Consider the following 12388-nt stretch of genomic DNA (forward strand, 5'->3'; position numbering starts at 1 on the left):
CTGGAGGGGGAGGGTCGCTGTGCACGGCGCGAAGCGGAATCCGCAGCGGGGTGGGGTGATCTCTCCACTTCGAACACTGCCCGTGGGGAGAGATTACCCCACCCCCGCTCGCGCTTCGACCATCCCCGTTCAAGGGGAGGGTAAGAGAGAAAGCCGCCTAATTATTCGCGCCCGGCGAATCGTCCATCGCCTTGAAGGCTTCTTCCAGTTGCAGCGAGATCGGTACGTTCAGCCGTTCGCCGGTGGGAAGCCTGGCTGTGAACCATTTGTTGTAGAGCGGGATGAGGTCGCGGTTGGAACCGAGCTTGCGGAAGGCGCGCTCGACCACGGCGGCGAGTTGCGGCTCGCCCTTCCTGAACATGATGCCGTAGGGATCGTAGGACAGATAGTCCCCGACCACGCGAAAATATTCCTGGGCCTTGTGACGCGCAATCAGGCCGTAGAGCAGGATGTCGTCGGTCGCGAACGCATCCGCCTTGCCGTCGTTCACCATCTGAAACGACTGCTCGTGATCCGGCGCGGTCACGATGTTAAGACCGAGCGAGAGCTTCTTGTCGGCTGCCTGGATCGCCTGCTCGTTCGTGGTGCCCTTCGTCACCACGATGGTCTTGCCCTTCAGATCTGTCAGCGACCGGACGTTCGACGCCTTCGGCACCATCAGCTTGGTGCCGGCGACGAACATCAGTGGCGAGAAGGCAACGCGCTTGCCGCGCTCGGCATTGGCGGTGGTCGAGCCGCATTCAAGGTCGATCTTGTTCTGGAGCACGGCCTCGATGCGGTCGTCCGAGGTGACCTTGACGTAATCTATCCTGAGATTGGGATCGTCGACCTCGATGCCGATCTCCTCGACGATGGCTTCGCAGAGCTCGAGGCTGTAGCCGATCGGGCGACCCGCCTGGTCGAGGAAGGAGAACGGCGGCGAGCTCTCGCGATAGCCGAGCCGCACCGCGTGCGCCTTCTTGATGGCCGACAGCGTCGGGCTGAGCCCTTCGCTGCCGGTCTGGGCGAATGCCGAGCTCACGAACAACGAAGTCGTCAGCAAACATGCCGCGAGCCACAGGCAGAATGAGGTCAGTGACCTCGCCAGGAACTGGCCCATGGTTCGCTCCTACCCATGGCCGGCCATTGCGGGCACTTCACCGGGCACCATATCCTCGGGCACCGCATCACTAGGTCCAAGCTCGTGCTCGGGCCCGAGTTCGCCTTCCCATTTGGCCACGACCGAGGTCGCCAGCGTGTTGCCGATCACGTTGGTGGCGCTGCGGCCCATATCCAGGAAGGTGTCGATGCCCATGATCATCAAGAGGCCTGCCTCGGGGATGTTGAACTGCGCCAGCGTCGAGGCGATCACGACGAGCGAGGCGCGCGGCACGCCGGCGACGCCCTTGGAGGTGATCATCAGCGTCGCCAGCATGGCGAGCTGGGTGCCGAGCGGCATGTCGATGTGGTAGCTCTGCGCGATGAAGACGCTGGCGAAGGTGCAGTACATCATCGTGCCGTCGAGGTTGAACGAATAGCCGAGCGGCAGCACGAAGCTCGAGATCCGCGACGAGGCGCCGAAGCGGTTGAGGCCCTCCAGCGTCTTCGGATAGGCCGCTTCCGAGCTCGCGGTCGAGAAGGCGATCATCAGGGGCTCGCGGATCAGCTTCAGCAGATGGCCGTAGCGTGGCCCGATCACAATGAAGCCGACGATGACCAGGATGGTCCACAGGATCGCCAGCGAGAGATAGAAGCCGCCCATGAAGACGACGAGCTTCCAGAGCACCAAGAGGCCGTTCTTGGCGACCGTCGCGGTGATGGCGGCCCATACCGCGAGTGGCGCGAACAACATCACGTAGCTCGTCACCTTTAGCATGATGTGGCCGATGTCGTCGATCAGCGCCAGGATCGGCTTAGAGCGCTCGGGCATCGCGCCCATCGCCACCGAGAAGAACACGGCGAAGATCACGATCTGGAGGATTTCGTTCTGCGCCATCGCGTCCGCGATCGAGGTCGGGATCAAATGGGTCAAGAATTTCTCGATTGAGAAGGCGGAAACCGGCAGGCCTGTCGATTGGCCCGCCGCGGGCAGCGTGCCGGGGAAGTTCGCGCCGGGCTGAAGCAAATTCACCATGATGAGGCCGAGCAGCAGCGACACGAAGGAGGCGCTGACGAACCAGCCCATGGTCTTGGCGAAGATGCGGCCGAGCTTGGAGCCGGAGCCCATATGGGCGATGCCGCCGACCAGGGTCGCGAACACCAGCGGCGCGATGATCATCTTGATCAGGCGCAGGAACATCATGGCGATCAGGTTGATGGACGAGGCCCAGTCGGCGCGCGTGTCGGGCAGGAAATTGTAGATCGCCGAGCCCATGACAATGCCCAGCACCATCGCGGCCAGAATGTATTGCGTGAACCTGTTGGACATCGCTTACCCCCACGTACACCGGCGCTTCATGATGTCGCAGATATCACAGCGACGCAACACGCTTTGCGTGTGCTCGTGTTGGCCGGATGTTCTCGTTGTGAAATGGAACGCCGCGATCTAGCTTTCATGCAGCGCACAACAAATGCGGCTTGCACGTTTTCTTGGCTGCCGCTGCATCAATAAAACGATCGGAGAGGGGAACGCCATGAGCGGCAACATCAATCGCCAGATTCTCCTGGTGGAAAAGCCCAGCGGCAAGCTCGGGCCCGAGCATTTCAAGATGGTGGAGAACGCAGTGCCGGAGCCGAAGGACGGCGAGGCCCTGCTGCGCGTGCGATACATCTCGCTCGACGCCGCCAACCGCGCCTGGATGCACGGCGCGACCTATCGCTCCGCCGTCGAAGCCAACAGCGTGATGGCCGGCGGCGCCATTGCCGAGGTTGTCAGCTCGAAGGCGCCGGAGCTGGCGGCGGGCGACATCGTGTTCGGTGACACCGGCTGGCAGGAATATGCCGCGGTGCCGGCGAAGCATCTCACCAAGATGCCGAAACTCGAGCCGATGACGCATCTGCTCAGCGTGTTCGGCATCGCCGGCCTGACCGCCTATTTCGGCCTGCTGGAGATCGGAAAGCCCAAGGAGGGCGAGACGGTCGTGGTCTCCGCGGCCGCGGGCTCGGTCGGCTCACTCGTCGGACAGATCGCCAAGATCAAAGGATGCCTCGTGATCGGCATCGCCGGCGGCGCCGACAAATGCAATTGGCTGACCTCCGAGCTCGGCTTTGATGCGGCCGTGGACTACAAGGACGGCGCGGTGTTCAAGGCGCTGCGCGCAGCTGCAGCCAAGGGCATCGACGTCTATTTCGACAATGTCGGCGGCGACATTCTGGAAGCCTGCCTGCCGCAGATGAACAATTACGGCCGCATCGCCTGCTGCGGTGCGGTCTCGCAATATGACGGCGCGCCCGCCGCACACGGCCGCGCGGCGTGCCCGGCTTGATCGTGGTGAAGCGGCTCGTCATGCAGGGCTTCATCGTGATGGACTACATGAAGGACAGCCAGCGCGCACTGGCAGACCTCCAAGCGTGGGTCAAATCGGGCAAGCTGAAGGTGCAAGAGGACATTATCGATGGCCTCGAGAACACTCCGCACGCGCTGATTGGATTGCTGGCGGGCGAGAACCGCGGCAAGCGCATGATAAGGCTCTGAGACGCCGCCACGGCGCAATTGCACCAGCATAATTGACTTGCAGGAGAGATCAAAGCGGCGAATGATGCCACGCGCGAGGCATCATTCGCGACGATTGCGATTGCATTACATTTTAAGAGTCGTCGGCGTGACCGACAGGGCAGGAAATCAGCCAGATGTTCAACACGTTGAAACATGCATCAACGCGCAAGGTGTTGCTGACGGCAGCGTTCTTCGCAACTGCAACAGGCGCGTTGGCGCAAACGCCGACCGAGGCGCAGAAGAGCGCCATCCGCTCGGCATGCCGCTCGGACTTCATGGCGCATTGCTCGAGCGTGACGCCCGGCGGCGTGGAAGCGTATCAATGTCTGGCAAAGAACATGTCCAGCCTGTCATCGGGATGCCAGATCGCGGTCCGCGCGGTAGAGCCTGCTTCGGCTCCGAAGACCGAAGCTGCGCCCGCTGCGCCGAAGACCGAGGCTGCGCCCAAGGCAGCAGCGGCGCCTGCCGCGCCGAAGGCTGACTCCGCTCCCGCTGCAAAGCCGGCCGCCGCGCCGGCGCCGAAGGCTGCTGCCGCCACGCAGCCGAGCAGCGCGCAGGTTGCGGCGGTCAGGAGCGCGTGCCGCGCCGATTATCCTAAGGTGTGCGCCAGCGTGCCGCCGGGCGGCGCCCCCGCGCTCGAATGCCTGGAGAAGAACAAGGCCAAGGTCTCGCCGGCCTGCCAGAGCGCGTTGAGTGCGGCGTCCGGCGGTGGCGCGGCTGCAACGGCAGCGCCCGCGGGTGCAGCTCCCGCGGCAGCAGCGCCGGCGGCCGCGCCAGCGGCGATCGCTTTGCGCCCGCTGCGGCCGCGCGAAGAACTGTTCATCGCAAGGTCGGCCTGCGGCGCCGACATCCGCACGCTCTGCGCCGGCGTCGCGCCCGGCGGCGGCCGCATCATTCAATGCATCTCCAGCAATGCCGCCTCGCTATCGCCCGCGTGCAAGGACGTGCTCGCCCCGTTCGCAGTGCGATGAGGCGGCGCACGATCGCGCGCCAAGGCACAGGGGCAATGATTGGCAGCGTGCGCGAATGAATTCCCGCACGCCTGCAACGACAAGTCTTTTGCAAGGATCCGATTTCGATCACGACCAGACCGGGAGGACAACATGCGTTCATTGCTGCTCGTCGCTTCTGCACTCCTCGCCTTCGCAGCAACCATGACGTTCGAGGCCACCGACGCCAATGCGGTGGTCTGCGCCCGCGGCGTGTATCGCGCCGGCTGCGCCGGGCCGAACGCGGCGGTCGTGGTCCGCAAGCCGGTTCCGGCCGTCCGCTGCACCAGGGTGCTGGTGAACGGGGTCTACGTGAAGCGCTGCGTCTGACGGTGCGCATGGCCAAGCCCGCGTGGTTTGGCTATGCTTGGGCGCGAAACTGCTTCGGACACGCGCCAAACGCGCGTTCGGGACTGAGCTTCGGCGCGCCTCGTCTTTCATAATTCCGCTGGCGCCGGACGCCGGAGCACATTAGTCTACCCCTAGATAGTGAGTATACTGTCAATTAGGGAGGCAGACGTTGCGGATCGCCGTGATTGGCGGGGGGCCCGGTGGGCTCTACTTCGCCTATCTCTGGAAGAGGCGTCACCCCGAGGATCAAGTCGACCTGTTCGAACAGAACCCGGCCGACGCGACCTGGGGCTTTGGCGTCGTGTTCTCGGACCAGGCTTTGGAATTCCTGCGCGCCGACGACCCCGAAACGGTCGACGCGATCGCGCCGCATATGGAGAGCTGGGAGAACATCACGCTGAACCTGCACGGGGACAGCGTCGCCATCGACGGGGTCGGCTTCTCCTCGATCGGACGGCTCGAGCTGCTCAAGTTCCTGCAGCAGCGCGCGCTCGATGCCGGCGTCACCCCGCGCTTCGACACCCAGATCCATGCGATCGACCAACTGAACGGCCACGATCTCATCGTCGCCGCCGACGGCCTCAACTCGCTGGTGCGCCGGGCCTATGAGGGCGATTTCGGCACCTCGCTGTCCTACTCCTCCAACAAGTTCGTCTGGTACGGCACCTCGAAACGCTTTGACACGCTGTCGCAGACTTTCGTGAAGACCGACCGCGGCGCCTTCAACGCCCATCACTACCGCTACTCGCCGAACATGAGCACCTTCCTGGTCGAATGCGACCACGCGACATGGCAGGCCTACGGCTTCGCCTACAAGGACGTCGAGCAGTCCAAGGGCGTTTGCGAGGAGGTGTTTGCCGACACGCTTGGCGGCCATTGCCTCGTCTCCAACAAATCGGTCTGGCGCAACTTTCCCTGGGTCTGGAACGAGCACTGGTCGTTCAAGAACATCGTGCTGCTCGGCGATGCCCTGCACTCGGCGCATTTCTCGATCGGATCGGGCACGCGGCTCGCGATCGAAGACGCCATCGCGCTGGTCAAGGCGCTGGAATCGGATGCGCATTTGTCGACCGCGCTGCATCGGTACCAGGCCGCGCGCAAGCCGATCGTGCAAAAACTCGTCGATGCCGCGCGCACCAGCGCGTTCTGGTACGAGCACTTCGCCGACCATATGAAGCTGCCCGTGATGGATTTCGCCTATAGCTACATCACCCGGTCCGGCCGTATCGACGATTCCCGGCTGCGGGCGATGTCCCCGGCCTTCATGGCGCGCTACGAGGCGGCCAAGAACGGCGGGGGTGCGGCATGAGCAACGAGATTCGCGACCAGGTGCCCGCGGACAGCCCCGGCGCACGCGAGATCGGCTTTGCCGTTCCGCAAATCTATAACGCCGGCCGCGTGCTGTTCGACAATCTCGACAAGGGGCGCGGCGACAAGCTCGCGCTCATCGGCCCGGCGGGCACGCGGACCTATGCCGAGCTCTGCGCCGAGGCTTGCCGCTGGGGCAACGGGCTTGCCTCGCTCGGCCTCAAGCGCGGCGACCGCGTGCTCTTGTTTCTCGACGACACGCCGACCTATCCCGCCGCCTTCTTCGGCGCGGTGCGCGCCGGCTTCGTGCCGCTCCTGATCAACACGCTGACGCCGCCGGACCTCTTGCAGTTCTATCTTGCCGATTCCGGCGCTGCCGTTGCGGTGGTGGATGCCGAATTCTGCGCGCGCTGCAATGCGGAAGCTTGCAGGGACACGGGTCTGCACACGCTGATCGTCGTCAATGGCGAGGTGCGCGACCACGCCGCGCCTGTTGCGATCGCAGCGGCAAGCTGGCTCATGCAGTTCCCGGCCGAACTCGCGGAAGCCAACACCGATCGCGACGAGATGGCGTTCTGGATGTACTCCTCCGGCTCGACCGGCCGGCCCAAGGGCATCGTGCATCTCCAGCACGATATGGCCTATAGCGAAGCCGCCTTTGCCCGGAGCGTGTTGAAGCTGACGTCTGGCGACATCTGCTTTTCGGTGCCGAAGATATTCTTCGCCTATGGCTTCGGCAATTCCGTCACCTTCCCATTCTCGGCGGGCGCGGCAACGTTGCTGTTGCCAGGCCAGCCGAAGCCCGCATCGATCTTTTCGGCGATCGAGCAATACAAGCCGACGGTGTTCTTCGGCCTGCCGACGCTTTATACATCGCTGACCAAGGCCGAAGACGCGGACAAGACGAATTTCTCGTCGCTGCGTATGGCGCTCTCCGCCGCCGAGGTGCTCTCGGCCGAAGTCTTCAACGGCTGGAAGACGCTCACGGGCCTCGAGATCGTCGAAGGCCTCGGCTCGACCGAGGTGCTGCACATCTATCTCTCCAACCGTCCCGAGCGGAAGAAGCTCGGCGCCGCCGGCCTGCGCGTTCCCGGCTACGAGGTTGCGCTGCGCGACAAGGACGGCTGCGACGTCGCCAACAACGAGGAAGGCATCTTGTGGGTGCGCGGCGATTCCAACACGCCGCTGTACTGGAACCGGCCGGACAAATCCGCCGAGACGATCCGCGAGGGCGGCTGGATCTACACCGGCGATCGCTTCGTGCGCGATGCCGAAGGCTTCCACTTCTTCCGTGGCCGCGCCGACGATCTCATCAAGATCTCCGGCCAGTGGGTCTATCCGCTGGAGGTCGAACTCTGCCTCGCCGACCACCCTGATATTCGCGAATGCGCGGTGTTCGCCGCCGAACTGCCGGACCGGCGCATGACGCTGAAGGCCGTGGTGGTGATGAACAACCGCACCACTGATCAGAGCGAGACGACGCGCAAGCTCCAGGATTATGTGAAGGGTAAGCTATTGCCCTACAAATATCCGCGCGAGGTGATCTTCATCGACGAGCTGCCGAAGACGGGCACGGGGAAGATCGACCGGCAGGCGTTGCTGCGAATGTGAGGCCGAGGATGTGAGGGATACGCTCACGTGACCATACCACGCTGTCATCGCCCGCGAAGGGGGGCGATCCAGTATTCCGAGACAAATGTGATTCAGCCGAGAAGCCGCGGCGTACTGGATCCCCGCCTTCGCGGGGAATGACAGTTGAGATCGAGGCGACAGCGTCGCTACACAACTGGAGTCCGTCACCCGCCCTTCCCCAGATGTTCCAGCGCATCCTCGGCCCGCAGCGGCACGCGTGAGGCTTCGTTGTTGAGATCGACCAGCTGCACCAAGAGCTCCAGCAGCGCCTTGCGGTCGGCGGGTTTCAACGGCTCCAGCATGCGCGCCTGGGCTCGCTCCACGGCGGGGATGATGTCGCGCAGGATCGCGGCGCCTGATTTGGTCAGATAGAGCAGCTTGATCCGCTTGTCCTCGGGCGCCGGCTTGCGCTCGATATAGGCCTTGGCCTGAAGCCGCTCGATCACGCTGCCGAGCGTGGAGCGGTCGAAGGCGATCACCGCCGACAGACGCGTCGCGTCGATGCCGGGATGGGTGTGGACCGCGATCAGCGCCGCATATTGCACCGGCGTCAGGTCGAACGCCTTGCACTCCTCCATGAAGATCGAGACCGCGATCTGCTGCATGCGCCGGAACAGATAGCCTGGCGCGGCATAGACCGCATCCATCGTGATCGGAGGAAGAGGCTTACTCGGCATCGGGCTGCTTCTCCGGCGCGGCATTGGCAAAGGCCGGCATTGCCTTGGCGGCGGCTTCTGCCTGAAGCAGGCGTGGATAGGCCGACACATCGACGCCGAAACGGCGCGCATTGGCGAGCTGCGGCACCAGACAGAGATCGGCCAGCGTCGGCGCGTCTCCGAAGCAGAACGGGCCCGGCTCGTCCCTGATCAGCGCCTCGCAGGCCGACAACCCCTCGCGGTTGACCCAGGCCGCCCAGTCCTGGACCTTCTCCTCGGCAAGGCCGAGCTCGCGCAGCCGCGCCAGCACCTTCAGGTTCTGCACCGGATGTGTGTCGCAGGCGATCGCGAGCGCGAACGCGCGCACCTTGGCTCGGCGCAGCGGGTCCTTCGGCAGCAGCGGCGGATTGGGGTGCGTTTCGTCGAGCCATTCGATGATCGCGACCGATTGGGTCAGCACTTCGCCTGCATCGTCCTCCAGCGCCGGCACCAGGCCTTGCGGATTGATGGCGAGATAGGCGGGCGCGCATTGCTCGCCCTTGCGCAGATGATGCGGCAGATGCTCGGCACCGAGGCGCTTGAGGTTCAGCGCGATCCGCACGCGATAGGCGGCGCTGGAGCGGAAATAGCCGTGCAGCTTCATTGAGACCTCCCTTGGTTCTTGTCGTTCCGGGGCTCGCGGAGCGAGAACCCGGAACCTCGAGATTCCGGGTTCGATGCTGCCGCATCGCCCCGAAATGTACGACCAACATCCCTCACGTTGACGCTACCTATATCGTCAGTATACTGTCAAATCAACAAACGAGCGGGAGCCGCACCATGGAAGCCGTGACCAAGACGCCGGAACGCGAGGCGTTTTACCGGAAGATCGACGGCGAAAATCTCACCGCGCTGTGGACGGTGATGAGCGACTTGATCACGCCGGAGCCGAAGAGCGCCTGCCGGCCTCACTTATGGAAGTTCGACATCATCCGCGACTACATGACGGAAGCCGGCAAGCTGATCACTGCCAAGGAAGCCGAGCGGCGCGTGCTTGTTCTGGAGAACCCGGGCCTGCGCGGCCAGTCCAAGATCACGACCTCGCTCTATGCCGGCGTTCAGATGGTGGTGCCCGGCGACGTCGCGCCCGCGCACCGCCACAGCCAGTCCGCGCTGCGCTTCGTGCTCGAAGGCAAGGGCGCACACACCGCGGTCGACGGCGAGCGCACTGCGATGGAGCCCGGCGACTTCATCATCACGCCGTCGATGACCTGGCACGATCATTCCAACGAGACCAGCGAGCCGATGTTCTGGCTCGACGGCCTCGATATCCCGCTGGTGCAGTTCTTCGATTGCTCCTTTGCGGAAGGCTCAAAGGAGGACCAGCAGAAGATCACAAGACCTGCCGGCGACAGCTTTGCGCGCTACGGCCACAACCTGCTGCCGGTCGACGTAAAGCGGAGCTCGAAGACCTCGCCGATCTTCAGCTATCCCTATGCCTACACCCGCGAAGCGCTGGAGAAAGCCCGCGTGTGTCAGGAATGGGACGCCTGCCACGGCCTGAAGCTGAAGTTCAGCAATCCCGAGACCGGCGATTTCGCAATGCCGACCATCGGCACCTTCATCCAGCTGCTGCCGAAGGCTTTTAAGACCGCGCGTTATCGCTCGACCGATGCCACGGTGTTCTGCCCGATCGAAGGCCGCGGCCGCAGCCGGATTGGGGAAGCGACCTTCGAATGGGGCCCGCGCGATCTGTTCGTGGTGCCGAGCTGGCACTGGGTCACGCACGAGGCGGATGAGGACGCTGTGCTGTTCAGCTTTTCGGACCGGCCGGTGCAGCAGAAGCTGGATCTGTTTCGGGAAGATCGCGGGAACGCGTGAGGGTTGACCCGTCATTCCGGGACGATGCGAAGCATCGAACTATGGTGCGCTCTTGCGCACCTGAGAATCTCGAGATTCCGGGTTCACGCTTCGCGGGCCCCGGAATGACAGCGGTGCTCACCGCCAGTGTAGCAGCCTTGTCTCCAGCCAGCCGATCACCTTCCCCACGGCCAGCCCGAACACCGACAGAATCACCACACCCGCAAGCAGCTGATCCGTCTGCATCAGATTGCCGGCCTGGAGCACGAAGGCCCCGATGCCGTATTGCGCGCCGATCATCTCGGCGCTGACGACGAGCAGCAGCGCGACCGAGGCGGTGATGCGGAAGCCAGCGAGGATCGCGGGCAGCGCGCCAGGCCAGATCACCTTGCGCACGATGGTGGCAAACGGAACGTTGAAGCTCTGCGCCATGCGGATCAGGTTGCGCGGCACCGCGTCGACGCCGCTATAGACCGAGATCGCGGTCGAGAAGAAGACGCCGAGCGCAATGGTCGCGATCTTCGGCTCTTCGCCGATGCCGAGCCAAAGGATCAGGAGCGGCAGCAGCGCGATCTTCGGGATCGGGAACAGCGCCGAGATCAAGGTGATGCCGACGCTGCGCGCGAGCCGCGACAGGCCGATGGCGAACCCGACGGCAACGCCCGCCGCCGTCCCGAGCAACCAGCCGATGCCGATGCGCAGCAGCGAGGCCGAAACGTGCTGCCAGAGCGCGCCAGAGATCGCGAGCTGATAGATCGCACGTACGATCGCCGACGGCGCCGGCAGGAACAGCGGATTGACGAAGCCCGCGGTGCCGGCGGCCTGCCAGATCGCGATGACGAGCGCGAGCGCGATCCAGCCGCCGAAGCGGCTCGACGCAGGCACGAAGCCCGCACCGCGGAAGCGGACGCGTCGAGTCGCTTGGTCCCTCGAAGCGCCTTCCGCCGGCGCACGGTCAAGCATGCTGAACCTCGCGTTCGGCGTCGATCGCCTCGTTGCGGATTAGCGACCAGATCTGGCTTTGCAGCGCCAGCAGCTTTTCCCGCGCAGCGGTTTCGCCGCGCTCTGCACGCGTCATCGGCACGGTCACGACCTCGCGAATGCGGCCGGGCCGCCGCGACAGCACCACGATGCGGTCGGCGAGCCGCGCTGCCTCTTCGAGATTATGGGTAACGTAGACCGCGCCCATGCCGCCGTCGGCGAGCAGGCGAACGAAATCCTCCATCAGCAGTTCGCGGGTTTGCGAATCCAGCGCCGACAGCGGCTCGTCCATCAGCAGGATCGCAGGCTTGACCGCAAGCGCGCGCGAAATGCCGACGCGCTGGCGCATGCCGCCGGAGAGCTGTTTTGGAAAGGTCTTGCGAAATTCAGTCAGGCCGGTGCGGCGCAGCGCGTCCTCGACCAGCGCGCGACGCTGCGTTGCTGAAAGCTGCGTGTGCAGCAACGGGAATTCGACGTTCTCCTCGACCGTCGCCCATGGCAGCAGCGCAAAATCCTGGAACACGAAGGTCAGCGGATTGAGGCTGTCCGCCGGCGGCTGGCCGCGCAGCTCGGGCGCACCCGAGCTCGGCTGCAAGAGGCCGCCGAGGATCGACAGCAGCGTGCTCTTGCCGCAGCCGGAGGGACCGACGATCGCCACGACCTCGCCGGCGCTGACGGTGAACGAGACGTCGTCGAGCACGGCGAGGTCGCCGAAGCGATGAGAGATGTGGTTGGCGATCAGATCCATGCGCGCCCGCCTTCTTCACCGTCCCCTGGAGGGGGAGGGTCGGTTTGCATGCGGCGAAGCGAAATGCAAACCGGGATGGGGTGGCGGTCTATCCACATGGATGCTGACAATGCCTGCTCCCGGACTTTCCGCGAGTACTCGGAGCGAACGACGGACAGACCACCGCCATGGCTCACCCCACCCCGCTCGCTCCGGACGATGCTGCGCATCGCCGGCACGATCGACCCTCCCCCTTCAGGGGAAGGTGGCA

General features: G+C 64.3%; 11 protein-coding genes and 1 pseudogene. 6 read left to right on the plus strand and 6 right to left on the minus strand.

Annotation, left to right across the window (positions count from 1 at the left end; all coding sequences use genetic code 11):
* Nucleotides 1-157: 157 nt before the first annotated feature.
* Both IVA91_RS08370 and IVA91_RS08375 read right to left on the minus strand, forming a co-directional pair.
* A complete protein-coding gene (locus tag IVA91_RS08370; RefSeq protein WP_247276361.1) occupies nucleotides 158-1099 on the minus strand; it encodes an amino acid ABC transporter substrate-binding protein in 942 nt (313 codons plus the stop codon).
* Between the two features lie 9 nt (nucleotides 1100-1108).
* A complete protein-coding gene (locus IVA91_RS08375; RefSeq protein ID WP_247276360.1) occupies nucleotides 1109-2407 on the minus strand; it encodes a dicarboxylate/amino acid:cation symporter in 1299 nt (432 codons plus the stop codon).
* Between the two features lie 205 nt (nucleotides 2408-2612).
* On the opposite strand from IVA91_RS08375, the pseudogene IVA91_RS08380 reads away from it, so the two are divergent.
* The 5 genes and pseudogenes from IVA91_RS08380 (at nucleotide 2613) to IVA91_RS08400 (ending at nucleotide 7893) form a co-directional block, all read left to right on the plus strand.
* Nucleotides 2613-3613: pseudogene (locus IVA91_RS08380) on the plus strand (NADP-dependent oxidoreductase).
* Nucleotides 3614-3768: 155 nt separating this feature from the next.
* Nucleotides 3769-4605, plus strand: a complete 837-nt coding sequence (locus IVA91_RS08385) for a cysteine rich repeat-containing protein (RefSeq protein ID WP_247416945.1) — start codon at nucleotides 3769-3771, stop codon at nucleotides 4603-4605.
* Nucleotides 4606-4737: 132 nt separating this feature from the next.
* On the plus strand, nucleotides 4738-4953 hold the full coding sequence (locus tag IVA91_RS08390; protein WP_018316432.1) for a hypothetical protein: 216 nt from the start codon (nucleotides 4738-4740) through the stop codon (nucleotides 4951-4953).
* A gap of 190 nt (nucleotides 4954-5143) precedes the next feature.
* Entirely contained in the window at nucleotides 5144-6283 is a 1140-nt protein-coding gene (locus IVA91_RS08395) for an FAD-dependent monooxygenase (RefSeq protein WP_247276358.1), read from the plus strand.
* Nucleotides 6280-7893, plus strand: a complete 1614-nt coding sequence (locus tag IVA91_RS08400) for a benzoate-CoA ligase family protein (protein ID WP_247458539.1) — start codon at nucleotides 6280-6282, stop codon at nucleotides 7891-7893. The genes IVA91_RS08395 and IVA91_RS08400 overlap by 4 nt, the downstream gene beginning before the upstream one ends.
* Before the next feature lie 185 nt (nucleotides 7894-8078).
* On the opposite strand, the gene IVA91_RS08405 is transcribed toward IVA91_RS08400, so the two are convergent.
* Both IVA91_RS08405 and maiA read right to left on the minus strand, forming a co-directional pair.
* The gene (locus IVA91_RS08405) at nucleotides 8079-8591 is read right to left on the minus strand and encodes a MarR family transcriptional regulator (protein ID WP_247276356.1); all 513 of its coding nucleotides are present in this window, start codon (nucleotides 8589-8591) and stop codon (nucleotides 8079-8081) included.
* Nucleotides 8581-9213: a maleylacetoacetate isomerase gene (gene maiA, locus IVA91_RS08410; protein WP_247276355.1), complete on the minus strand. Its 633-nt coding sequence runs from the start codon at nucleotides 9211-9213 to the stop codon at nucleotides 8581-8583. Before maiA ends, IVA91_RS08405 begins: the two co-directional genes overlap by 11 nt.
* Before the next feature lie 176 nt (nucleotides 9214-9389).
* Between maiA and gtdA the strand changes: the two genes are divergently transcribed.
* On the plus strand, nucleotides 9390-10430 hold the full coding sequence (gene gtdA / locus IVA91_RS08415) for a gentisate 1,2-dioxygenase (protein ID WP_247276354.1): 1041 nt from the start codon (nucleotides 9390-9392) through the stop codon (nucleotides 10428-10430).
* A gap of 117 nt (nucleotides 10431-10547) precedes the next feature.
* Here gtdA and IVA91_RS08420 read toward each other — a convergent pair whose 3' ends face one another.
* Entirely contained in the window at nucleotides 10548-11372 is an 825-nt protein-coding gene (locus IVA91_RS08420; RefSeq protein WP_247276353.1) for an ABC transporter permease, read from the minus strand.
* Nucleotides 11365-12138, minus strand: a complete 774-nt coding sequence (locus tag IVA91_RS08425) for an ABC transporter ATP-binding protein (RefSeq protein ID WP_247276352.1) — start codon at nucleotides 12136-12138, stop codon at nucleotides 11365-11367. Before IVA91_RS08425 ends, IVA91_RS08420 begins: the two co-directional genes overlap by 8 nt.
* Nucleotides 12139-12388 lie beyond the last annotated feature (250 nt).

The organism is Bradyrhizobium sp. 153 (genome assembly GCF_023073835.1).
GTDB lineage: Bacteria > Pseudomonadota > Alphaproteobacteria > Rhizobiales > Xanthobacteraceae > Bradyrhizobium.

Bases quoted from the DNA above. Each gene is read 5' to 3' on its own strand.
- IVA91_RS08370 (WP_247276361.1), bottom strand. From the start codon at position 1,099: ATGGGCCAGTTCCTGGCGAGGTCACTGACCTCATTCTGCCTGTGGCTC.
- IVA91_RS08375 (WP_247276360.1), bottom strand. From the start codon at position 2,407: ATGTCCAACAGGTTCACGCAATACATTCTGGCCGCGATGGTGCTGGGC.
- IVA91_RS08385 (WP_247416945.1), top strand. From the start codon at position 3,769: ATGTTCAACACGTTGAAACATGCATCAACGCGCAAGGTGTTGCTGACG.
- IVA91_RS08390 (WP_018316432.1), top strand. From the start codon at position 4,738: ATGCGTTCATTGCTGCTCGTCGCTTCTGCACTCCTCGCCTTCGCAGCA.
- IVA91_RS08400 (WP_247458539.1), top strand. From the start codon at position 6,280: ATGAGCAACGAGATTCGCGACCAGGTGCCCGCGGACAGCCCCGGCGCA.
- IVA91_RS08405 (WP_247276356.1), bottom strand. From the start codon at position 8,591: ATGCCGAGTAAGCCTCTTCCTCCGATCACGATGGATGCGGTCTATGCC.
- maiA (WP_247276355.1), bottom strand. From the start codon at position 9,213: ATGAAGCTGCACGGCTATTTCCGCTCCAGCGCCGCCTATCGCGTGCGG.
- gtdA (WP_247276354.1), top strand. From the start codon at position 9,390: ATGGAAGCCGTGACCAAGACGCCGGAACGCGAGGCGTTTTACCGGAAG.
- IVA91_RS08420 (WP_247276353.1), bottom strand. From the start codon at position 11,372: ATGCTTGACCGTGCGCCGGCGGAAGGCGCTTCGAGGGACCAAGCGACT.
- IVA91_RS08425 (WP_247276352.1), bottom strand. From the start codon at position 12,138: ATGGATCTGATCGCCAACCACATCTCTCATCGCTTCGGCGACCTCGCC.